Here is a 21,316-nt window from a genome sequence, read left to right as displayed (position 1 = left end):
TGATGTATTCCAAATGGAGGAGCATTTCTATGAAGGACGGATTTTTCAGAATTGCCGCCGCTACCCCGGTGATTCGGGTAGCGGACTGCCAGCACAACGGATCCGCCGTGATTGACCTGATGCGTCAGGCAGAACAACAACAGGTGGGTGCGGTGGTGTTCCCCGAGCTGTGCCTGACCGGTTACACCTGCGGCGACTTATTTCGCGACAGCACCCTGATTGGCGGCGCGGAGGCCGCTTTATCGCGCATCCTGAACGAAACGCGCAACATGCGCATTATCGCAGTGATCGGCGTTCCTGTTGCGCTGAACGCCGAGCTGTACAACACTGCCGCCGTGATTCATCAGGGCCGGATTCTGGGACTGGCCGCCAAACGCAGCATTCCGAATTATTCAGAATTCTACGAAGCGCGCCATTTTTCTCCTGCTCCCGCCACCCACGAAATTACCTTCTGCGGACAAAACGTTTTCATCGGTGGCGATCTGATCTTCCGCTGCCTTTCCGTTCCGGATCTAGTTCTGGGTGTGGAAATCTGTGAGGATTTGTGGATGCCGGAGCCGCCCTCGGCCAATCTGGCTTCCTGCGGGGCAACGATCCTGCTGAATCCCTCCGCCAGCGACGAAGTGATCGGCAAGGCTTCGTACCGCCGCGCGCTGGTCACCGGGCAATCGGCACGGCTGCTTTCCGCCTATGCCTATGCGGATGCGGGAGAAGGGGAATCCTCCACCGACATGGTATTTTCCGGACATAACCTCATTGCCGAAAACGGCACCATTCTGGCGGAAGCACCGCTGTTTACCACCGGCCTGACCAGCGCGGACATCGACCTGCAGCGACTGATACAGGAACGCCGCCGCATGTCCACCTGGCAAAGTGGATGCTGCTGCACAACAATCCCGTTTGATCTTACGCCAATTCCACTGGAGCTTCAGCGCTCTTTCCCCCGCCTGCCGTTTGTACCGTCCAATTCCTCCGATCTGTATGACCGCTGCGAGCTGATTTTGACGATGCAGGCCGAGGGCCTCAAGACCCGCCTGCGCCATACCGGGGGCAGTTCTGCCGTAATCGGTCTTTCCGGTGGATTGGATTCCACTCTAGCGCTGCTGGTAACGGTACGTGCCTTTGACTCTATGCACCTTCCTCGTACTGGAATTACAGCGGTTTCGATGCCGGGCTTCGGCACCACCAGCCGCACCAAAAACAACGCTTCGGGCCTCGCGGCGAGCTTGGGGGTTCATTTCCGCGAAATCTCCATCGCCGCTGCGGTCGATCAGCATTTTAAAGACATCGGTCATGATCCTCAGCTTCACGACGTGACCTACGAAAACTCGCAGGCGCGCGAGCGCACCCAGGTTTTGATGGATATTGCCAACCAAACTGCGGGCATCGTCATCGGCACAGGCGATCTTTCAGAGCTTGCGCTTGGCTGGGCGACCTACAACGGCGACCACATGTCGATGTACGGGGTGAACGCATCCATCCCCAAAACGCTGGTGCGCCACTTGGTGCGCCACGCAGCGGAGAACAGCCAGCCCGAGGTGCGAGAGCTGCTGCTCGATATTTTAGATACCCCTGTCAGCCCTGAGCTATTGCCGCCGGTCAACGGCGAAATTTCTCAGAAAACGGAAGATTTGGTCGGCCCGTATGAGCTGCACGACTTCTTCCTGTTCTATATGCTGCGCTTTGGCTTCCGCCCGAAGAAAATCTACCGCATGGCGCGTTTGGCCTTTGCCGGCACCTACGACGGGGAAACCATTCAAAAGTGGCTGCTGATCTTCTACCGCCGCTTCTTTGCCCAGCAGTTCAAGCGCTCCTGCCTGCCGGACGGCCCCAAGGTGGGTACTGTAACGCTGTCGCCCCGCGGCGACTTCCGCATGCCGAGCGACGCAAGCGCTCATTTGTGGCTGGAAGAAATCGCGGCCTTGTCCTAAAAATGCGCCTCTGAATACACCTGTAAAAACAAAATTAGCTCTCCTCCGCCTATGGCGGGGGAGAACTTCTACTTTATAAAGATACTCGTGAATGAAAAAAAGTGTCTCTTAATGCACCTGTGAAAACATAATTAGCTCTCCTCCGCCTACGGCGGGGGGAGAACTTCTACTTTATAAAGATACTCGTGAATGAAAAAAAGCGTCTCTGAATACACCTGTAAAAACAAAATTAGCTCTCCTCCGCCTATGGCGGGGGGAGAACTTCTACTATATTAAATAATACGCGCGAATGAAAAAAAGCGTCTCTGAATACACCTGTTAGTACAGGTTGTAGGAGGAGGCGCTTTTTTTGAAAATGACTGCGGTGATTCAGCAGCTAAATGATGTTCTGCATCCCCTGCTGTGGGGATGGCCCGTTCTGGCTGCTATTCTTCTGGCGGGAGCTAATTTCACCTTCCGTTTGGGCTTTTTTCAATTTACTTACTGTAAATTATGGATTGAAAATACTTTTGGTAAACTTTTTAGTCCTCGTTCCCGCAGCCGCGAAGGAATTTCTCCCTTTCAGGCGGTTTCCACTGCGCTGGCTGGTTCTATCGGCACCGGCAACATTGTGGGCGTTGCCACCGCTATTACACTGGGCGGCGCGGGTGCGATCTTCTGGATGTGGATTTCCGCCCTTTTAGGAATGATGACGATTTTCTCCGAAAACGTACTGGGGATGAAATACCGGATTAAAAATTCAGACGGCACCTGGCTGGGCGGCGCGATGTATTACCTGGAGCGCGGTATTCACAGCAAAGCTTTGGCGGTACTGTTTTCCGTCGGTTGTGTTCTGGCCTCGTTCGGTATGGGGAACATGGCGCAATCGAATTCCATCGCGGGCGCACTGCAAGACAGCTTCGGTATTGCTCTGCCTGTTACTGGGCTAGTACTGGCTGCTCTTCTGGTGGTAATGACCTTCGGAGGCATTCGCCGCATTGCCCGTGTGACGGAAAATCTCGTCCCCTTTATGGCGATCGGCTATCTGCTTGCAGCCGGAATCGTACTGTACTGCCACCGCCAGGCACTGCCGGAGGTGTTTCGGCAGATTATTGAGGAAGCCTTTGGCCTGCGTCAGGCCGCGGGCGGAATTGGCGGCGCGGCCATGATCAACGCGATGAAAACCGGCGTTTCACGCGGGGTGTTCACCAATGAGGCCGGCCTTGGCAGCTCGGTCATGGCGCATTCGGGGAGTACATTAAAGGAGCCTGTTGAGCAGGGAATGTGGGGGATTTTCCAGGTGTTTCTGGACACGATTATCATGTGTACGGTGACGGCGCTCGTCATTTTATGCAGCGGTACGCTTTCAAGCGGGAAGGACGGGGTTGCCCTTTCGGCAGCGGCCTTTTCCTCGGTATTTGGGGCATATGGCGGCGCGCTGATTTCTGTGTGCATCTCGCTGTTTGCGTTTGCGACTCTTTTGGGGTGGTCTTATTACGGTGAATGCGGGGTACGCTACCTTGCGGGCAACCGGATTGTACCGGCTTACCGGATTCTGTTTGCCCTTTCGGCCATTGCGGGCTGTACGCTCGACCTGCATCTCGTTTGGGGAATCAGCGACATCTTCAACAGCCTGATGGCGTTCCCAAACCTGATCGCTCTGTTCCTGCTCAGCGGCGAAGTGATTGACGAAACCGCCAATTACCTTGCCAAGTGCCGCCAGAGAAAAAAAGCGGAGGGAAAGCGCCGCTTTTCCACGCGAATCCGCCACGGTTATCTCTCGCGCGTAAAAAAATACGAGAGCAATAAATTTTAGCTATAGCTTTAAATAGATAAACCCTATATGCTTTATATGATTTTTTCGTTGACAAACAATGGTACGCTCTCTATAATGATTGTAATCCCCCAAGAAAAGGAGCTGATTCTAGGATACGGGCCGGCGAAAACCGCAGAAAACCAGGAGGCAAATTAAGCAAGGGAAAGAACAAGCTGATCCTGAATATGGTTCCATTCTACAAGTACGACGGGAGCAGTAAGCCATATTTGCGGTGATACGATTTTACGGCGATTTGTTCGATTCCTTTTTCACAAAACCCGGTTCATTTGCGCGATTCTTACCATTTACTATCTGCGCATTTTGGTATATACTAAAAGGGTTATTGTAGAAAAGGAGGGAATTTTGTGGCATCTCAAACGTTGATTGAGATTCAGAATTTGGAAAAGACATTCCAAACAAAAAACGGCACTGTTCACGCCTTAAAAGATATTAATCTGCAAATTCAGCAAGGGGATATTTTTGGAATTATCGGCATGAGCGGCGCCGGAAAAAGCACTTTGGTACGCTGCATGAACCTGTTGGAGCGCCCGACGGCGGGGCACGTTTTGTTCGACGGCAAGGACATTGCAAAGCTGAATGATCTGGAACTGCGCACGGTACGCCGTTCGATGGGAATGATCTTTCAGCAGTTCAACCTGCTGATGCAGCGCACCGCAGAGAGCAATATCTGTTTCCCGCTGGAAATTGCCGGAGCGGACACAAAAACCGCGAAGGCACGAGCCAAAGAGCTGCTGGAGCTTGTCGGCCTTTCTGACCGCGCAAAATCGTACCCGTCGCAGCTTTCAGGCGGGCAGAAGCAGCGCGTCGCGATTGCCCGGGCCCTGGCTCCAAACCCGAAGGTGCTGTTGTGTGACGAAGCCACCAGCGCACTCGACCCCACCACAACCGCTTCGATTCTGTCTTTGCTGAAGGACATCAATCGGAGGTTGGGCATTACCATTATCATCATTACCCACGAAATGAGCGTCATCGAACAAATCTGCAACCGGGTGGCCATCATTGACCAGAGTCATATTGCCGAGGTTGGCAGCGTGGAGGAAATCTTCTTCCGCCCCAAAACCGCCGCAGCCCAGAAGCTCGTTTACCCTGACGGCCGCAAGAGCGAACCATTCTCAACGCAGGATGCGGGTGCTACCTGTTACCGGATCGTATTCGACGGCCACTCTTCGTTTGAGCCCGTGATTGCGGACATGGTTCTGGAATTCAAAATTCCCGTGAATATCATCTATGCGGATACCAAAAATATAGATGGCAAGGCATTCGGCCAGATTGTCATTCAGGTTCCTCAGCAGGAAGCCCTGCGGGAAAACATGCTACGCTATTTGCAGCGGCGCGGGCTGACAGTAGAGGAGGTGAACGGCTATGTGGGATAACGCCACGATGCAAATGCTGCTGGTAGGCATTGGAGAATCCTTATACATGACGGTGTTTTCCGCTTTGTTTGGCTATGTGATCGGCCTGCCGCTCGGCATTCTGCTGGTCATCAGCGCAAAGGACGGAATTCGCCCCAACGCTCCGCTTTATAAGGTACTGGACGTGATTGTCAATATTACGCGGTCCATCCCCTTCCTGATTCTGATGGTTATGGTGATTCCTCTGACCCGGTTGATCGTCGGTACCTCACTCGGCTCTACCGCGGCCATTGTTCCGCTGACACTGTCGGCCGCGCCGTTTATTGCGCGCATGGTCGAGTCCTCTTTAATGGAGGTCGACAAGGGTGTGATCGAAGCCGCTCACTCGATGGGCGCATCTGACAAGCAGATCGTTTTTAAGGTACTGCTGCCGGAGGCTGTTCCTGCTCTGATCAACGGGGCAACCATTGCAATCGCCACGATTCTGGGGTATTCTGCAACGGCCGGCTTTGTTGGCGGCGGCGGCCTCGGCGCGATTGCGGTGAACTACGGTTACTATCGCTATCAAACCGGTATCATGCTCGTCACGGTAATTCTTCTGGTGGTTGTGGTGCAGATTTTTCAGGAAATCGGTATGCGCTCTGCCGGGCGGAGTGACAAGCGTAAGTCTTAAATAAATCGGTACGAAAATTATTTGGAGGTATATTGAAAATGAAAAAAATTCTTTCTGTTTTGTTGGTTGCAGCCCTTTCTGTTTCTGCTCTGGCAGGCTGCTCCAACGGTTCTTCTGCCAGCAGTGCGGCTGCTGCTTCTGAGTCCACTTCTTCCACCGCGGCATTGCAGACCATTAAGATTGGTGCATCCCCCACGCCCCACGCAGATATTCTGAAGAAGGCTAACGAACTGCTCAAGGCCAAGGGTTACCAGCTCGATATTCAGGAATTCAACGACTACGTGCAGCCCAACTTGGCACTGGAGAACAAAGAGCTGGACGCCAACTACTTCCAGCACATCACCTACCTGAATGACTTCAATAAGGAAAAAGGCACTCACCTTGTTTCCGCAGGAGATATTCACTATGAGCCCTTCGGCATTTATGCCGGCAAAACCAAGTCTTTGGATGCACTGAAGGATGGCGCCACCGTTGCTGTGCCGAACGATACCACCAATGAAGCCCGCGCACTCCTGCTTCTGCAGGATCAGGGTCTGATTAAGCTCAAGGACGGTGCAGGAATCACTGCTACTAAAAATGATATTACCGAGAACAAAAAGAACCTGAAAATTCAGGAAATCGAAGCAGCGCAGACTGCCCGCTCTCTGCCCGATGTTGACTTTGCCGTCATCAACGGCAACTATGCCATCGCCGGCGGCCTGAAGGTTTCTGACGCGCTTGCCTCCGAATCCAACACCTCTCTGGCCGCTACCGCTTACGTAAATGTGATTGCGGTACGCGAGGGTGAAGAGAACAATGAGGGCATTAAAGCTCTGGTAGCCGTTCTGAGAAGCGATGACATTAAGAAATATATCAATGACACCTACGCAGGCGCTGTTGTTCCTGCCAAATAAACATCGCTTAATAAACAGTTTTAACCCAGCGGCGTTGCCATAAAGAACAGGAAAACGCCATACGAATTCAATGTTTTTTGGCAACAGCAAATACCACTTCACAAAAAAGAATGGCAAATTGGAACAGGGACACTATTTGAAATAGTGTCCCTGTTTTTGTCGGCAAAGAGGTAATTTCTCATCTTCTATTAAGTTATGAGCAAATTCGTCGATAATAAGTATAAGAATGAGAAATAAATGAGACAGGGTGGAGGGCTTCGATGCCTACTTTTGGAGTGAATCGACTATCAAAAATTAGCATAAACGATTCGCAAGCTTCATTAAAAACAGGACTTCCGGATTGGAACAACATTCCTCACAGGGGAATGGAACGACCAACAGAAGCAGAATTTGATGCGACCATCGACGACTTAGCCAAATCATTAGCCGAAGCGCGTTATCAAAAAGAGGACAGTAAATACAATCGTTTCTGGTCGATTGCAGAAAAAACAAGGGCACAATACATTTCTGCTGTGTCACCTGACCGAAAATCGTTAGCCAAAGATGCCCAGCAGTTGGTCAACAAGTCCTCTTCCGCATCTAATCCGTCTACGGACGAGCACAGAACAATTATTGACTACCTGAACCAGCAGGACGGACTGATACAGCCAACAAAGGAAGGCTGTTACAGCGTAACACTAAACTCCGGCACCATGGTCGTAACCGGCTCAGATTTGCAGCCTGATACGTTTGATTTAAAATGCAGTGCTTTGGGGCAAACCGTTATGAGTTACAGCCCGAACGGGTGGACCTGGACCGCGACACCACAAGAGCAAATCATGAGCAGCAGCTTTCTTAATCGCTTGAATTCGGCAGAAGATATGTATTACAGCCAATTTTCAGCCTTCGATAAAAACTCAAGCTTTGAAAGCACCGGCTGCATGCTAGATATGAAAGCATAATCACCAACGGAGGTACTGTATTTTAGTACCCCCGTTTTTAATTGCTTTATCCAAAAAGACGATAGATACCGAGCAAAAGGTACCGGACACTACATCGTTTCGGCTCACCCCTGCCTTGGGTGAGAGATGAATTGAACGGCTTTTTGATCAGGGCAGGTTAATACGAATAAAAAAAGAAAAAATACCTATTGACCCTGACGCAGCGTCATGGCTTATGATACTCTTTGAAAGGAGGAATCCCCCATGAACACAAACGAGGTTGCAAATCTGACCGGCCTGAGTGTGCGCACGCTTCATCATTACGATGCAATCGGTCTGCTTTGTCCAGAGCGAAATCCTGAAAACAGCTACCGGGAGTATTCCGAAGAGAATTTAGATCATCTGCAGCAAATCCTGTTCTTCAAGGAATGCGGGTTTCCCCTTTCTGTCATCCGCGAACTGCTGGAAAATCCCAAATTTGACCGGGAGCAGGCATTTCAGGTGCAGCAAGCTTATTTGCTGCACGAAAAACAGCGGATCGACACCATGCTGAATACCTTACTCAAAACACGCAAAACATGGAAAGGGGAAATCACCATGACACCGAAAGAAAAATTTGAGGGCTTCGACTTCTCGAAGAATCCCTACGAAGAAGAGGCACGGCGCCGGTGGGGCGACAAAGCGGTGCAACAATACAACGATGCGCTTTCCGCTCTGGGAAAAGAGGGACAGGAAAAGCTTTCACACCAGATGGAAGAAATCTTCCGAATGCTTGCAGAATACCGCCAGCTTCCGCCGGACTCTCCCGAGGTACTGGAGCAAATCGGATTGTTCTATTGTTTTCTGAACGACAATTTTGGCTATCACTACTCGCCGGAGGCCTTTGCGGGACTGGGACAAATGTATGTGGATGACCTGCGCTTTACCCAAAATATTGACCAATACGGCGAGGGTCTTGCCGCGTTTCTGGCACAGGCCATGAAACACTATGCAGGCACTTTGAAATAACAGCGCCAAGTGATGACAGGGAAAGAATTTTCTTTATAAATCCGGCTAAATAAAGCGGGAGCGTGCCCCTGACATGGGTCCGCTCCCGTTTTCTCTATCAAAAGAAATCAATCTTTTATGAAGGTACCTTGTTCCAGTTCCAGAAAAGCCTGCTGCAGCTCCTGGCGGGTGTTCATCACGATCGGACCGCCCCAGGCAATCGGTTCCTTCAGCGGAGGGCCGCTAAACACCAGAAAACGCACTCCCTTCGCTCCTGCCGTAATGGAAAGCTCATCTCCCTCACCGAACAGAACCGCGTGCTTTTCCCTGATCTCTCCGTTTTGCTCCGCAAAGCTCCCTTCGCCGCGCACCACATAAGCAAACACCGTATCCGTCGCAGGACTCGTCCAATTCCATTCACAGCCGGGATTCAGGGCGACATCCAGCATCGTCATCGGGACGAATTCACCTTTCCCGGGGCCGGCCGTACCCTGGTAGCTGCCGGCAATCACACGGGTGACGCCCGACTCGGTTTTAACCGCCGGCACCTGCTCCGCACGAATATCATGATAGGTCGGCGCCGTCATTTTATCCTTGGCCGGCAGGTTCAGCCAAAGCTGCACCCCCAGCATGCGGGTGCTTTCCTTTGGCATTTCCTGGTGCAGAATTCCACCGCCCGCCGTCATCCACTGACAGCAGCCGTTATCGATGCTTCCTTGATTGCCGAGACTGTCGCCGTGCTCGATCTTGCCCTCGATCAGATAAGTGACCGTCTCAATCCCCCGGTGCGGATGCCACGGAAATCCCTTTACATAATCAGCCGGATCGGTGGAATCGAATGCGTCCAGCATCAGAAACGGGTCAAAATCCTCTACGTCCGGTCGGCTGATCACGCGTACTAAACGCACCCCTGCACCGTCATACTGTGTACTTCCGGTAACTGTTTTACGAATTGTTCTTCTCATGCTGTGTTCCCCTTTCCTTCTTTTGGTCGCTCTGCTAAATTTAATAATTATTATTATATTTAGAGTATAGCACATTGTTCCGGATTTTACCAGACCTTATTTTTCACCGCAGGAAGGTGACTTTTCTCTGCTTTTGCGGTATAATATCCTTATCACAGTGTGAATTGAACCTGTGATAATATGGAAGCAGAAAGGATTTGTGCTGATGGAAAAGATGATACCGCGAGAAAAAATGAGCAAGTCTCAGCGCAGGAAGCTGGATCTGCAAAAGCGCTCCGGCTGGGGCGGCCTGAATCCCGTAACCAGAAAAACGCCGAACACCAAGGCATATAATCGTAAAAAGATTCAAAAGGGAGTGGATGAGGATGTCCGCCATTTTGAATCTTTTTCTTTTTTTATTTTAGCAAGGCCTGCTCCCATTCTTTTTCATGAAAACCGACCAGCACTGTGTTTCCGTCTGTCAGAATCGGCCGCTTGACCAGCATTCCATCTGTGGAAAGGAGCGCCAGCTGTTCCTCTTCGCTCATGCCCGGCAGCTTTTTTGAAAGCTCCATTTCACGGTAAACCATTCCACTGGTATTGAAGAATTTTTTCAAAGGTAGACCCGAAGCGCGGAACCACCGCGTCAGCTCCTCCTGTGACGGGTTTTGCTCCTTAATATTCCGCATCTCGGCGGCGATCCCGTGCTCTTTGAGCCAGCGCTCGGCCTTTTGGCAGGTTGTGCATTTAGGGTAGCATACGAATAAACGGTCCATTACGCTTCCTCCTTCTCTTCTATCACCTGCTGTACCCGTCCGACAATACCGGATTCCAGCATTACTTTGATGCCATGGGGATGGCTCGGGCTTTTTGTCAGCAGGCGCGCAACCTGCCCACGAGTAAGCCGACCCGTTCGCTGATCCTGCTTTTGGACAACGTCCACCCATGCCCCAATCACAATATTTTTTCTTTGCGTTCCATCCATGAATTTGGTACTCCTTTGCTTTCACTTGCGGCGTGAGGTTATGATATCATCCCTCTCTTATGCCTGCTCATGCAGAGCCAGATCAGGTCAGATTCCTCAATGCCGGATAATTCAATGTTCTCTCAGCCGCCCGAAGCTCGGCTTCGGCTTGCGGCGTGAGGTTATTATAACACAAATACATCCCCTTCCGGAACCGTTCCTCCGCAAAACCGCTCCCGATTTTTCAGGTACGAAACTCAACCGATTGATCAGCCAGAGGAAACTCTGCTAATGTTTCGGCAAAAAGTTTTTTAAGTGCGCAAAATAATTTACTATAAAAATCTCAGAAAGGGAATATTGCCAGAAAAAGCTCCCTTTTTCTTTGTCTTTTGGGGGCGTTATCCCGTGACAAACCGTTGTTTTCGTTGTATAGTAATACACATTAACAGATTTCTTCATTCCGCACCATTTTGGTGCTTATTTCTGAAACCTTTGACCGGCGCTTTGCATCCCAGTTAAAATGGACAACGGCCCTTCTTCCGCCCGTGTGGCTTTATGCCGCACCTTGCCCAAATACAGCTTTAAAGGAATTGGTGTGATTTTGTTGCACAGCAAAACGCTTATCATCATAAAACAGCAGCTCTCTTGCCTGATGGAAAAGCATCTTTCTGGAAAGAGCATTCACTCCCAACAGGTTCTGGCACTGGCTCTGCCTATCTTTCTGGAGCAGGCTTTTATTCTTGGCATCAACTTTTTCAACACGGCCCTCATTAGCACCGCAGGCGTGGCTGCCATTAGTGCCGTAAACATGGTAGATTCGCTGAACCTACTGATGACGACGGTTCTGGTGGCGGTAGCCACGGGCGGCACGGTAGTGGTAGCGCAGTACCAGGGCAGCCATAATCAAGAGATGGTATCGCGCTCCACTGAACAAACGGTAGCTGCGGTTCCTCTTTTGGCGCTTGGCCTGGCTCTGGTGCTGATTGTACTTCGCGACCCGATTTTGTGGCTGCTGTTCGGCAGCGCCGAAGCAGACGTTTTTTCAAACGCACGGCTGTATCTCATGGGCAGTGTTCTTTCTTACCCTGCATTTGGCCTATACCAGGGCTGCGTCTGCTGCCTGCGCGGCGTGGGACGTACCCGCCCCGCCCTAGCGCTGACTTTAATTAACAATGTATCGTATATTATTGTAAACACTCTTCTTATTTCCGTATTTCACTGGGGTGTCGTCGGCATTGCGGTAGGACTGAATGTTGCGCGCGGCCTTGGCGCGGTTTGTTCGCTTTTCTTCCTCACCCGCCTGGACGACACACTTCATTTTCAGTATAAGGGCGCTTTACGCCTAAATAAGGATATTTTAAGACGGATCATGTATATCGGTCTTCCCTTTGCCGCGGAGCAGGTGTTTTTTAACGGAGGCAAGCTGCTAACTCAAACATATATTGTCGCTCTGGGCACTCTGGCGATTACCTCGAATGCCATCTGCTGGTCGATCATCATGGTTTTACAAATTCCCAGTAACACCATCAGCCAAGTTGCGGTAACGGTCATCGGCCAGTGTATGGGTCAGCGCCAGGTAGATGATTCCCGCAAATTTATACGGACTTTTTTGGTGCTCTCGAGCGTATGCTACGTGATTATGCTGCTGATCATACAGCCGCTTTTGCCCGGCCTAATCGGTATTTTCAATCCGCCAGAACAAATCATTGCAGAAATCCAGCGCATTGTGATGGTAACTGCGATCGCCATGCCCTTTGTGTGGTCGCCCAGCTTTATCATTCCGGCTTCCATCCGCGCAGCGGGTGATGCCAAATTCAGCTCGGTTGTTTCCCTGTTCTGTATGTGGGGACTGCGCGTGGCAGGCGGTGGGCTGCTGGCGCTCCCGCTTGGTTTCGGGCTGATCGGCATTTATCTTGCAATGATTGTGGAGTGGGCGATCCGTGCCGGGATTTTCCTGTTCCGAGTAAAAGGCAACAAATGGTACGCACATCACTTGATTGATTAAACTCTCCCCTGTGACAGGAAAGGGACACCTTATGAAACCGGAATACACCCTGATCCGCTCCAGCCGCAAGACGCTTTCGCTGGAGATTACACGTGACGCCGCGGTGGTGGTACGCGCCCCCAAACGCTGCCCGCAGAGTGAAATCGACCTGTTTGTAACGCAGCGGGAGGACTGGATTCATTCTGCGTTGAAACGGCAGCGCTGCCGCATGGAGCAGCACCCGGAACCGAGTGCCGCGGAGCGCGAACAGCTGATTTGCCGCGCGAAAGAAATCCTGCCGGAACGGGTAGCCTATTATGCCAACCTGATGGAGCTTCACCCTACCGGTCTTACCATCACCGGGGCCGTTTCCCGCTTTGGCAGCTGCAGCCCTAAAAACCGGCTCTGCTTTTCCTGGCGGCTGATGCAATACCCCATGCCGGCTGTAGATTACGTAGTGGTTCACGAGCTGGCACATATTCGCCATAAAAACCATGGAAAGGATTTTTATGCACTGGTACAATCCGTACTGCCGGATTATCGGGAGCGCTGGCAGCTGCTCAAGAAATAGAGTATTTTTGAAGGGTAAAATGCTTAAATTAGTCATTTTTTTGCCTGGTTTTGAGGAAAATCCATTGACATAGCACACAACTTGTGGTATCATAACTTTCGCACCTTGTGTTGGAGGGGTGTCCGAGTGGTTTAAGGAGCTAGTCTTGAAAACTAGTGATCCCGCAAGGGACCAAGAGTTCGAATCTCTTCCCCTCCGCCATTCATATTTTGATAAGCTTTCAATAAAATAGATTCGGAGAAATACCCAAGTGGTGAAGGGGCTCCCCTGCTAAGGGAGTAGGTCGGGTAACCGGCGCAAGGGTTCAAATCCCTTTTTCTCCGCCAAAGTCCGCATTAACGCTAAGTTTTTGCGGGCTTTATTTTTTTATTTAAATGGCACTTGGTGGCAGCTAGTAATATAAAAAGTCTTGTTATTCCCACTTCTATTCCCACCCGAATTTGATAAAATAACTCCGCCAGCCCAAAGCCAGCGGAGTAAGCAATAGAAAAGCCCGCCGGACTAATCTCCGCGGGCTTTCTGTTTTATTCTCTATGAGGAGGTTATCTATTGATTGGTTGATCGACATGATCGTGTTTTGTTTTCTGAAAGAGATTAATAATTAACAACAAAATGATTGATCCTATTGTTGCTACAACTAAGCTCCAAATATTAAATCCGGTAAATCCTACACCGGTAATCATGTTAAATATGAACCCTCCTATAAACGCACCGGCAACACCGATGCACACATTTGCAAATGCCCCCATTTCTGAATTTTTACCAACTATCATACTTGCTATCCATCCTGCTAATGCACCTAATACAATCCATGTAATAATGCCCATATCATTTCATCTACTTTCATAATTTAATTTTTGTTTAATGACATTATATAGCATAGAATGTCCCATAAATAAAATATTATGTGTTTTTGTAGCTTTTACAGCCATTTTTTCTTTCGAAAAAATAGGAGCATTACGATGCTGACGGCAACCATGACTACCCAAATGGCGGGATACCCCCACGGCTGGTTCAGTTCGGGCATATATTTAAAATTCATTCCATACACGCCCACGATAAAAGTGAGCGGGATAAAGATAGTGGAGATGATCGTCAGCACCTTCATGATTTCATTCATCCGGTAGCTGATATTTGAAAAGTGCAGGTCAGCAAGGCCGGAAAGCAGATCACGGTAAGTTTCCGTAGAATCGATGGCCTGCACAATATGATTGTAAACATCCCGCAGATACGGTTCCGTTTCAGGATGAATCAGCTCACTCGATTCCTTATCCATGAGGGAGGCCACGTTGCGCAGCGGCCAGATATGCCGGTTGACCCGCAGAAGGTCTTTCTTGATTGTGCGGATTTGCAGCAAATGCTGTTTCGTGGTTTTTTCCATAATACTGTCTTCCAGGTCGTCGATCTGCCCGCCGATCGTTTCGAGCGCATCGAAATAACCGTCGACGATAGCATCCAGCAGCAAATAGGCCAAATGATCGGCCCCCGCAGAGCGCACACGCATATCGGCCTGAATGCGCCTGCGGATATTTTCGAACACATCCCCCTTAGTATCCCCAAAAGTAAGAACATAATTGTGACCAAGCAGAATATTGGTGTGTTCTACCGTCAGGATGTCATCTGTAAAATAAATCATCTTGGTTACGATGGAAAGGAATCCATCGTATTCTTCTACTTTGGCTCGCTGGAATTGATTGCGAAGATTGTGGATCGCCAGCGGATGAATGTGAAAAACACTGCCGATCTCATTTAAAAGCCCCTCGCTGCATGGGCCGTCCACATTAATCCATCGCACATGCCCGTCTGCAATATCAGCCAGAGAATTCAGCCGAGGCGAGGACAAAAAATCCCAAAAGAAAATATTGCATGTGTCCACACTGTAATCAAAAATCTCGATCGACGGCCACTCTTCGGAAATTCCAGATGTTTTTTCCTGTTTCATCGGCATCGTTTCCTCCCGTTACTTTTCTTTAGATGATTCTATAGCTCACAGCCGCCTGAAGCTCTGCTTCGTATTATAACACTCTTTCTTTTCTTTGGCGCATTCTTTTTATTCTTTCCGTATTTACAGACAACTTCGAATACAGTATGATTTTTTCATATAGGGAGAAAATATCTTCGGACTATCTGGTAAATCTCACACCCCTGCTGTAAAATAAAGGAAACCTGGTATTTATTCAGCGCTAAATGGAAAGAATTTCAATTGATGTCACAAAAAGAAAGGATGTTTTTATGCAAGCAAAGCTCGACAGATCGGGTTGTATTTCCTGCGGTCTCTGCGCAGAGACCTGTCCTGAAGTGTTTCGTATGGCAGATGACGGCGTAGCGGAGGTTTATCAGGAGGATGTTCCGGAGAACGCGGAGGCTACTGCCGTGGAAGCACAAGAAGGGTGTCCGGTTTCCGTTATCACGGTAGAATAATTTCTGAAAAAGCTGTGGCGGCCATCCAGGAGGCCGCCACAGCTTTTTGTATAAATTTACTTCCACCAAAATCTGGTAGTCTATCTCCTGACGATTGCCGTAAGTATGATAACGACCACCAACCAGCAACACGGCTTACGAGCTTCTCCGGACAACCATGTAGCATCCCTAGCGCTTGGGTCACCGGCTGGTCCTCACGCTCCCGGTGCTTTCCCTTTATCAAAAATTTTTGCAGCGGACTTAACCGGCCTGCTCCTGCACTGTTTTCCGAATCAACTCCAGATTGGATTTCAGCCGTTCATCCGCCGGGCGCATTTGGAAGGCCGTTTCCGCATAATCCTCCGCTTTTTGATACAGGCCCAAATAATAGGCGGAGACAGCTCCCAGATCATACAGCTCTGCACCCCAGCACTCCGGCTCCATCAGGTAGCTTCCGCTTTTCTTTGTAATCGCCAGCCCTAACTTCACCATAGCATATACCATCGGCCAATTTTGTTCCCCATAAGCCAATCTGGCAAACCCCAGATAAGGCTCGCGCACTGCAGGGCATTCCTCCATCGCGCGGAACAGCCATGTTGCGGCGGCCTTGCCATCCTGTAATTGTTCATAGCTCTGCGCAATAAAACGCATGGCGGCACTTCTCTCTTCGTTCCACCTTGCCGTAGGGAGCTTTAAATATTCTTTCAGCGTTTCAACTGCAGAATTGTATTTTTGGTAATACAGGTATTCCCGGCCAAGCCAGAACATAGCTCTGTCGTCAGATGGGTTCTCTTTTACCGAAAGTTCCAGCAAGGGCAAGTATAGGCTTCTGGGCTTTGTAACATCCGGGTAATGGTGAAGAACGAGTTCCTCGATCCACACCTCGTTTTCTCCGCCTTCTCCGGTGAATTCCAAAATCTCATGTACAGGGTGTATCCAGTGAAAATTATGCCGCCGGTGAATCTTTTCTCTCTGGTATTTTTGATCGGGCATACCGTCGGAACGATGACTCCAGATATACGGGTATTTTGCGCGGGTATACTCCGGACTCCAGGCGGATTCCAAGACCTCTCTCCACCCAGGTTCGTGGATTTCATCCAAGTCAATCGACACACAGATGTCTACGTCCTCGGGAACATAGCGAAGCGCAAGGTTTCGCGCTTCGTCAAACCGCCAGGGAATGATTTGCTCTTCATAGACTGTCGCTCCGCGCTCTCGAAGCTGTTTAACTGTGTTATCTGCCGAGCCGGTATCGACCACAATAACCAGATCAGCTTCACTGACAGAATCCATCCAGCGGTCGACAAACTGCTCCTCATTTTTACTGATCGCATACACACAAACTTTATATTGACCCAATCGCATTCTCCCCCTTGTTGAAATCAGCTTCTTCTGACAGTATATGACCCGGACCAAGGCGGAGTGCTAATCCGGGTGGTCAGCCGCCCGGCGATTGAGAGGGCGAAAACCGCCTCTAGCAAATAGCTCTCTTCGTCTTGTTCATAAAGCAACTCATTGCGCATCGGCACAGCTGTCTGAATTCTAATTTTGTCTGTCAATTAGTTGACAATCTGCCCGATTCTCTTTATAATAAGGCCAAACCCGCCATTTCCGTCAAGAATTTTTTTGCGGATGTGCCGGATCGAATCCCACAGAAAACGAATCTGACGGAAAAGCATCGCTGATCTGAAAGAAACGGATTGATAGCCCTCTTTTTTGAACGGGCCGTCTGTTTTGTTGCGCTTTGATCAGACCCAGAAGCCTTTCCGATTTTTCGGAAAGGCTTTTTTCATTGTGGAACGACAAGATTCCGAAGTATCCGTTCGCCGTGTTTGATGGCGGCAACGGGTCAAAATTTTACAGGAGGAATGTGCTATGAACCGCGTCGCCGTGATCAGCGCCATTTTGGAGCAGCCAAATCTTTGCCAGCAGGAATTTAATCAGGTGATCTCTTCTTTTCAGGGCATCGTTAAGGGCCGCATGGGAATCCCCATGCCGGAGGAGAACATGGCCGTGATTTCTCTGGTGGTCATCAGCAGCACTGACGAGATCAACAGTCTGACAGGACGCCTCGGCAGACTGGAGCATGTGACCGTTAAGACTTCAATTTCGAAAAAGGAGGTTTCCTGAATGGAGCAAACTCAGGCCCCACGATCCGTGAGCACCCATATTGCACTGTTTGGCAGGAGAAATGCCGGAAAATCCAGCCTGATCAACGCGCTCACCGGCCAAAACACCGCCATTGTGTCTGACCAGCGTGGCACGACGACTGACCCCGTGTATAAAAGCATTGAGCTGTTCCCGCTGGGGCCATGTGTACTGATCGACACCGCCGGGCTCGACGACACCGGTGAGCTGGGCGCGCTGCGGCGCGAAAAATCCTTGGAGGTGCTGGGCAGAACGGACATCGCCGTATATGTGGCGGACGCCGAGAGCGGCCTTGACACCGAGGAGGAAGATTTTCTACGGCAGCTCCGACAGCGCGGCCTTCCGGTGATTCTCGTGTGGAACAAAAGCGATTTAAACTCTCTTCCCGCGCCGGAAGGCGCAATTGCGGTTTCTGCTCAAACCGGGCTGGGGATGGAACAGCTGATTCAGGTTTTGTCGAATGCAAAGCCGCAGCAGAAAGCCCCGGGCCTGCTGGACGGTCTTATTTCCCCCGGTGAGCTTGTACTGCTGGTAACGCCGATTGACTCCTCCGCGCCCAAAGGGCGGCTGATTTTGCCCCAGCAGCAGGTGCTGCGTGCTTTGCTCGAGCTGGGCGTGCCCGCTCTGGTCGTGCAGCCGGAGGAAATCCCCGCAGCGCTTGCCGCGCTCTCGGCTCCGCCCGCTCTGGTGATTACCGATTCACAGGCCTTTGCCCATGTGGCGGAGCTTCTGCCACCGGACATGCCGCTGACCTCGTTCTCCATTCTATTTGCCCGCGCCAAGGGCGATCTTTCAGAGCTTGCAGCAGGTGCGAGAGCGATTGCCGCACTGCAAGACGGTGACCGTATCCTGATTGCCGAGGCTTGCACGCACCACCGGCAGGAGGATGATATTGGCAAGGTGAAAATTCCGCGCTGGCTGCGGCAGAAAACCGGAAAAGAGCTGCACTTCGATTTTTCTTCCGGCCTCGGCTACACCAAGCAGCTGCCGGAATACGCGCTCGTTGTACACTGCGGCGCGTGCATGATCAACCGTTCCGAAATGCTCAGCCGCATCCGTCAGGCGCGGGAGGCCGAGGTGCCGATCGTGAACTACGGCGTCCTGATTGCCTATGTGACCGGTATTCTTGACCGCGTGCTTCAACCAATCCCCGAAACTCACATAAAGGAGGGAAGCTATGCGTAACCTTTCCCGTATGACCCGCGCGGAGCTGGCGGAATTCATCCGCGACGGCGGAGGAACCGACTATGCAGAACTGATGCGGGAGGCCGACCGCCTTCGCCGCCTTTCTTACGACAACGAGGTTTACACCCGCGGCCTGATCGAATTCACCAACTACTGCAAGAATGACTGCCTGTACTGCGGCATTCGCCACAGCAACCCATACGCACAGCGTTACCGCCTGACCGAGCGCCAGATACTGGACTGCTGTTCACTGGGCTGGGAGCTTGGCTACCGCACCTTTGTGCTGCAGGGCGGCGAAGACCCTTACTTTACCGACGATCGAATGGAACACATGGTGTATTCCATTCGCACCACACACCCAGACTGTGCCGTGACCCTTTCCATCGGCGAGCGCAGCCGCGAATCGTACCAGCGCTTTTACAACGCGGGCGCACAGCGCTACCTGCTGCGCCACGAAACCGCAAATGACGAGCATTACCGAAAGCTGCACCCGTCCGCCATGTCCCCCGAGAACCGCAAGCGATGTCTTTGGGATCTGCGCGACATCGGCTATCAGGTAGGGGCGGGATTCATGGTGGGCTCTCCATTTCAGACTCCGGAATACCTCGCGGACGACCTGCGGTTTTTGCAGGAACTGCAGCCGCATATGGTGGGTATCGGGCCGTTTATTCCACAAACGGATACGCCATTCGGCACGTTCCCTTCCGGCACGGTGGAACAGACCCTTTTGATGCTCGCAATGCTGCGGGTACTGCTGCCCACAGCGCTCCTACCCGCCACCACGGCGGTGGGCACACTCGACCCGCTCGGGCGGGAAAAGGCGCTGAAGGCAGGCGCGAATGTGGTAATGCCGAATCTATCCCCTACGGATGTTCGAAAAAAATATTTGCTGTATGACAATAAAATTTGTACCGGCGACGAAGCGGCGGAGTGCCGCTTCTGCATTCAGGGCCGCGTGGAGCGGGCCGGATTCCGCCTTACGGTGAGCCGGGGTGACCATAAAGAATGGAGGACGCAGCATGATGCAGTTGGATCATGACCTAATCTATCAATTACTGGAGCAGGCAAAAAGCAGTACCCATGAACAGCGCGAAGCCGCCGTTTGCCGTGCGGAAAACGGAGAAACCTTGGATTATCTGGATATCGCGCTGCTGCTTGAAATCACCGAGCCGGAGCTTTTAGAGCGGATTTATCGCACCGCCGGGGACATCAAGAAAAAAATCTACGGCAACCGGGTGGTACTGTTTGCACCGCTGTATGTTTCGAATTACTGTGTGAATAACTGCGTTTACTGCGGCTTTCAGCGCTGCAACGAGATGCCGCGCCGCCGCCTGACCCGCGAGGAAATTCAGCAGGAGGTTCGCGTACTGGAGCGCATGGGCCACAAGCGCCTTGCTCTTGAGGCTGGAGAAGACCCTCAAAACTGTGATCTTCAGTACATTCTGGACGCGCTCGACGCCATCTACGACACGAAGCTCGACAACGGCAGCATCCGCCGCGTCAACGTCAATATTGCCGCCACCACGGTGGAGGAATACCGGATGCTCCACGAAAAGGGCATCGGCACTTACATTCTGTTCCAGGAAACCTACCATAAGCCCACCTATGAGGCAATGCATCCCCACTGTCGCAAGAGCAATTACGACTACCACCTGACCGCGTTCGACCGCGCGATGGAAGCGGGGATTGAGGATGTGGGCGCGGGCGTGCTGTTCGGCCTGTATGACCCCAAATTTGAGGTGCTCGGCCTGATGATGCACAACGCACATTTGGAAGAACGCTTCGGCGTGGGCTTCCACACGATCTCCATGCCTCGCTTAAAGCAGGCCGAGGGCATGAGCCTGAAGGATTTTCCGCATCTGGTGGATGATGATACCTTTAAGCATCTGGTAGCTATTCTGCGGATCGCCGTGCCCTACACCGGCATTATCATGTCTACACGCGAATCGGCAGAAATGCGTGACGAGGTGCTGCGCTACGGGGTGTCGCAGATCAGCGCCGGTTCCAACACCGAAATCGGCGGGTACAAGCAGGAAGAGGATTCCCCGCACGAGGCGGTATCAGGCCAGTTCCAGCTTTCGGATGAGCGCCGCCCGCTCGAGGTGATTAAGACCCTGATTGAAAACGGGTATATTCCCAGTTATTGTACCGCCTGCTACCGGCAGGGCCGCACCGGCGACCGCTTTATGCAGCTGGCGAAAAGCGGAACCATTCAGAACACCTGTACTCCCAACGCGCTGATGACGCTGTTGGAGTACATGCTCGATTACGGCGACCCGGAGCTGACCGAAATGGGAGGGCATCTGCTGGAGAACGAGCTGAACAAAATCGAAAACCCGAATGTGCAGAGAATCGTACGCCGGAACATTGAGCGCATGCGTGCCGGGGAACGGGACCTGTTCCTGTAAGCTGTTCATTTAACCAAACACACACACAGAGGCGGTATCTGCAAAATGCTTGCATCATGCTGTCTCTTCCCGTTAAATTCGACAAAGGATAATTGATCAGTTGTGACCTGTTGTCAGCCAGCTATGGTTGAATTTCCCTT

General features: G+C 51.3%; 20 protein-coding genes and 2 tRNA genes. 16 read left to right on the top strand and 6 right to left on the bottom strand.

Annotated features, from left to right (window positions below):
- Window positions 1–29 precede the first annotated feature (29 nt).
- The 7 genes from QOS46_RS01355 to QOS46_RS01325 all read left to right on the top strand — a co-directional run bounded on the left by QOS46_RS01355 (window position 30) and on the right by QOS46_RS01325 (window position 8,593).
- The gene (locus QOS46_RS01355; protein ID WP_283606711.1) at window positions 30–1,931 is read left to right on the top strand and encodes an NAD(+) synthase; all 1,902 of its coding nucleotides are present in this window, start codon (window positions 30–32) and stop codon (window positions 1,929–1,931) included.
- A gap of 355 nt (window positions 1,932–2,286) precedes the next feature.
- Complete coding sequence (locus QOS46_RS01350; RefSeq protein ID WP_333782981.1) at window positions 2,287–3,726, top strand: alanine/glycine:cation symporter family protein; 1,440 nt, start codon at window positions 2,287–2,289, stop codon at window positions 3,724–3,726.
- A 365-nt stretch (window positions 3,727–4,091) separates the two neighbouring features.
- Entirely contained in the window at window positions 4,092–5,120 is a 1,029-nt protein-coding gene (locus QOS46_RS01345; RefSeq protein WP_283606707.1) for a methionine ABC transporter ATP-binding protein, read from the top strand.
- A complete protein-coding gene (locus tag QOS46_RS01340; protein WP_283606706.1) occupies window positions 5,110–5,772 on the top strand; it encodes a methionine ABC transporter permease in 663 nt (220 codons plus the stop codon). Before QOS46_RS01345 ends, QOS46_RS01340 begins: the two co-directional genes overlap by 11 nt.
- A 38-nt stretch (window positions 5,773–5,810) precedes the next feature.
- Window positions 5,811–6,665 carry a MetQ/NlpA family ABC transporter substrate-binding protein gene (locus QOS46_RS01335; RefSeq protein WP_283606705.1) on the top strand — a complete coding sequence of 285 codons (855 nt, stop codon included), beginning with the start codon at window positions 5,811–5,813 and terminating at the stop codon, window positions 6,663–6,665.
- Window positions 6,666–6,925: 260 nt separating this feature from the next.
- Window positions 6,926–7,606: a hypothetical protein gene (locus QOS46_RS01330; RefSeq protein WP_283606703.1), complete on the top strand. Its 681-nt coding sequence runs from the start codon at window positions 6,926–6,928 to the stop codon at window positions 7,604–7,606.
- A gap of 243 nt (window positions 7,607–7,849) precedes the next feature.
- The gene (locus QOS46_RS01325; protein WP_283606701.1) at window positions 7,850–8,593 is read left to right on the top strand and encodes a MerR family transcriptional regulator; all 744 of its coding nucleotides are present in this window, start codon (window positions 7,850–7,852) and stop codon (window positions 8,591–8,593) included.
- 107 nt (window positions 8,594–8,700) lie between these two features.
- On the opposite strand, the gene QOS46_RS01320 is transcribed toward QOS46_RS01325, so the two are convergent.
- From QOS46_RS01320 to QOS46_RS01310, 3 genes are all read right to left on the bottom strand, one after another.
- Window positions 8,701–9,537, bottom strand: a complete 837-nt coding sequence (locus QOS46_RS01320; RefSeq protein ID WP_283606700.1) for a pirin family protein — start codon at window positions 9,535–9,537, stop codon at window positions 8,701–8,703.
- Window positions 9,538–9,932: 395 nt separating this feature from the next.
- Window positions 9,933–10,292 carry an arsenate reductase family protein gene (locus QOS46_RS01315; protein ID WP_283606698.1) on the bottom strand — a complete coding sequence of 120 codons (360 nt, stop codon included), beginning with the start codon at window positions 10,290–10,292 and terminating at the stop codon, window positions 9,933–9,935.
- Window positions 10,292–10,501 carry a YwbE family protein gene (locus tag QOS46_RS01310; protein WP_283606696.1) on the bottom strand — a complete coding sequence of 70 codons (210 nt, stop codon included), beginning with the start codon at window positions 10,499–10,501 and terminating at the stop codon, window positions 10,292–10,294. Before QOS46_RS01310 ends, QOS46_RS01315 begins: the two co-directional genes overlap by 1 nt.
- A 574-nt stretch (window positions 10,502–11,075) precedes the next feature.
- Here QOS46_RS01310 and QOS46_RS01305 point away from each other — a divergent pair.
- From QOS46_RS01305 to QOS46_RS01290, 4 genes are all read left to right on the top strand, one after another.
- Window positions 11,076–12,485, top strand: coding sequence for an MATE family efflux transporter (locus QOS46_RS01305; RefSeq protein WP_283610749.1), 1,410 nt, complete (start codon window positions 11,076–11,078; stop codon window positions 12,483–12,485).
- A gap of 31 nt (window positions 12,486–12,516) precedes the next feature.
- On the top strand, window positions 12,517–13,035 hold the full coding sequence (locus QOS46_RS01300; RefSeq protein ID WP_283606695.1) for a M48 family metallopeptidase: 519 nt from the start codon (window positions 12,517–12,519) through the stop codon (window positions 13,033–13,035).
- A 112-nt stretch (window positions 13,036–13,147) separates the two neighbouring features.
- Window positions 13,148–13,236: transfer RNA gene (locus QOS46_RS01295), tRNA-Ser, on the top strand.
- A gap of 35 nt (window positions 13,237–13,271) precedes the next feature.
- Window positions 13,272–13,361, top strand: a tRNA-Ser gene (locus QOS46_RS01290).
- 216 nt (window positions 13,362–13,577) lie between these two features.
- Here the strand turns inward: QOS46_RS01290 and QOS46_RS01285 are convergent.
- Window positions 13,578–13,862, bottom strand: coding sequence for a GlsB/YeaQ/YmgE family stress response membrane protein (locus QOS46_RS01285; RefSeq protein ID WP_283606694.1), 285 nt, complete (start codon window positions 13,860–13,862; stop codon window positions 13,578–13,580).
- Window positions 13,863–13,957: 95 nt separating this feature from the next.
- Window positions 13,958–14,977 carry a magnesium/cobalt transporter CorA gene (gene corA / locus QOS46_RS01280; protein ID WP_283606692.1) on the bottom strand — a complete coding sequence of 340 codons (1,020 nt, stop codon included), beginning with the start codon at window positions 14,975–14,977 and terminating at the stop codon, window positions 13,958–13,960.
- Window positions 14,978–15,267: 290 nt separating this feature from the next.
- Between corA and QOS46_RS01275 the strand changes: the two genes are divergently transcribed.
- Window positions 15,268–15,456: a ferredoxin gene (locus tag QOS46_RS01275; protein WP_283606691.1), complete on the top strand. Its 189-nt coding sequence runs from the start codon at window positions 15,268–15,270 to the stop codon at window positions 15,454–15,456.
- Window positions 15,457–15,696: 240 nt separating this feature from the next.
- Here the strand turns inward: QOS46_RS01275 and QOS46_RS01270 are convergent, their stop codons facing one another.
- Window positions 15,697–16,794: a tetratricopeptide repeat-containing glycosyltransferase gene (locus QOS46_RS01270; protein ID WP_283606689.1), complete on the bottom strand. Its 1,098-nt coding sequence runs from the start codon at window positions 16,792–16,794 to the stop codon at window positions 15,697–15,699.
- A 516-nt stretch (window positions 16,795–17,310) separates the two neighbouring features.
- On the opposite strand from QOS46_RS01270, the gene QOS46_RS01265 reads away from it, so the two are divergent.
- From QOS46_RS01265 to hydG, 4 genes are read left to right on the top strand one after another with little or no spacing between them, the layout of a single operon-like run.
- Window positions 17,311–17,565: a TM1266 family iron-only hydrogenase system putative regulator gene (locus QOS46_RS01265; protein ID WP_020072265.1), complete on the top strand. Its 255-nt coding sequence runs from the start codon at window positions 17,311–17,313 to the stop codon at window positions 17,563–17,565.
- Window positions 17,566–18,768: a [FeFe] hydrogenase H-cluster maturation GTPase HydF gene (gene hydF / locus QOS46_RS01260; protein ID WP_283606685.1), complete on the top strand. Its 1,203-nt coding sequence runs from the start codon at window positions 17,566–17,568 to the stop codon at window positions 18,766–18,768.
- Window positions 18,761–19,807, top strand: coding sequence for a [FeFe] hydrogenase H-cluster radical SAM maturase HydE (hydE, locus tag QOS46_RS01255; protein ID WP_283606683.1), 1,047 nt, complete (start codon window positions 18,761–18,763; stop codon window positions 19,805–19,807). Before hydF ends, hydE begins: the two co-directional genes overlap by 8 nt.
- Window positions 19,791–21,176: a [FeFe] hydrogenase H-cluster radical SAM maturase HydG gene (gene hydG / locus QOS46_RS01250; RefSeq protein WP_283610747.1), complete on the top strand. Its 1,386-nt coding sequence runs from the start codon at window positions 19,791–19,793 to the stop codon at window positions 21,174–21,176. The genes hydE and hydG overlap by 17 nt, the downstream gene beginning before the upstream one ends.
- The last annotated feature ends 140 nt before the right edge of the window (window positions 21,177–21,316 follow it).

The sequence above is a fragment of the Faecalispora anaeroviscerum genome (assembly GCF_947568225.1).
GTDB lineage: Bacteria > Bacillota > Clostridia > Oscillospirales > Acutalibacteraceae > Faecalispora > Faecalispora anaeroviscerum.
The sequence above is the reverse complement of the archived record's forward strand: the minus strand, read 5'-3'. Positions and strand labels throughout refer to the sequence as shown.

What these genes read in the sequence shown, in the direction of transcription:
- QOS46_RS01355 (WP_283606711.1), top strand. Translation starts at nt 30, where the DNA reads ATGAAGGACGGATTTTTCAGAATTGCCGCCGCTACCCCGGTGATTCGG.
- QOS46_RS01350 (WP_333782981.1), top strand. Translation starts at nt 2,287, where the DNA reads ATGACTGCGGTGATTCAGCAGCTAAATGATGTTCTGCATCCCCTGCTG.
- QOS46_RS01340 (WP_283606706.1), top strand. Translation starts at nt 5,110, where the DNA reads ATGTGGGATAACGCCACGATGCAAATGCTGCTGGTAGGCATTGGAGAA.
- QOS46_RS01335 (WP_283606705.1), top strand. Translation starts at nt 5,811, where the DNA reads ATGAAAAAAATTCTTTCTGTTTTGTTGGTTGCAGCCCTTTCTGTTTCT.
- QOS46_RS01330 (WP_283606703.1), top strand. Translation starts at nt 6,926, where the DNA reads ATGCCTACTTTTGGAGTGAATCGACTATCAAAAATTAGCATAAACGAT.
- QOS46_RS01325 (WP_283606701.1), top strand. Translation starts at nt 7,850, where the DNA reads ATGAACACAAACGAGGTTGCAAATCTGACCGGCCTGAGTGTGCGCACG.
- QOS46_RS01320 (WP_283606700.1), bottom strand. Translation starts at nt 9,537, where the DNA reads ATGAGAAGAACAATTCGTAAAACAGTTACCGGAAGTACACAGTATGAC.
- QOS46_RS01315 (WP_283606698.1), bottom strand. Translation starts at nt 10,292, where the DNA reads ATGGACCGTTTATTCGTATGCTACCCTAAATGCACAACCTGCCAAAAG.
- QOS46_RS01310 (WP_283606696.1), bottom strand. Translation starts at nt 10,501, where the DNA reads ATGGATGGAACGCAAAGAAAAAATATTGTGATTGGGGCATGGGTGGAC.
- QOS46_RS01300 (WP_283606695.1), top strand. Translation starts at nt 12,517, where the DNA reads ATGAAACCGGAATACACCCTGATCCGCTCCAGCCGCAAGACGCTTTCG.
- QOS46_RS01285 (WP_283606694.1), bottom strand. Translation starts at nt 13,862, where the DNA reads ATGGGCATTATTACATGGATTGTATTAGGTGCATTAGCAGGATGGATA.
- corA (WP_283606692.1), bottom strand. Translation starts at nt 14,977, where the DNA reads ATGAAACAGGAAAAAACATCTGGAATTTCCGAAGAGTGGCCGTCGATC.
- QOS46_RS01275 (WP_283606691.1), top strand. Translation starts at nt 15,268, where the DNA reads ATGCAAGCAAAGCTCGACAGATCGGGTTGTATTTCCTGCGGTCTCTGC.
- QOS46_RS01265 (WP_020072265.1), top strand. Translation starts at nt 17,311, where the DNA reads ATGAACCGCGTCGCCGTGATCAGCGCCATTTTGGAGCAGCCAAATCTT.
- hydF (WP_283606685.1), top strand. Translation starts at nt 17,566, where the DNA reads ATGGAGCAAACTCAGGCCCCACGATCCGTGAGCACCCATATTGCACTG.
- hydE (WP_283606683.1), top strand. Translation starts at nt 18,761, where the DNA reads ATGCGTAACCTTTCCCGTATGACCCGCGCGGAGCTGGCGGAATTCATC.
- hydG (WP_283610747.1), top strand. Translation starts at nt 19,791, where the DNA reads ATGCAGTTGGATCATGACCTAATCTATCAATTACTGGAGCAGGCAAAA.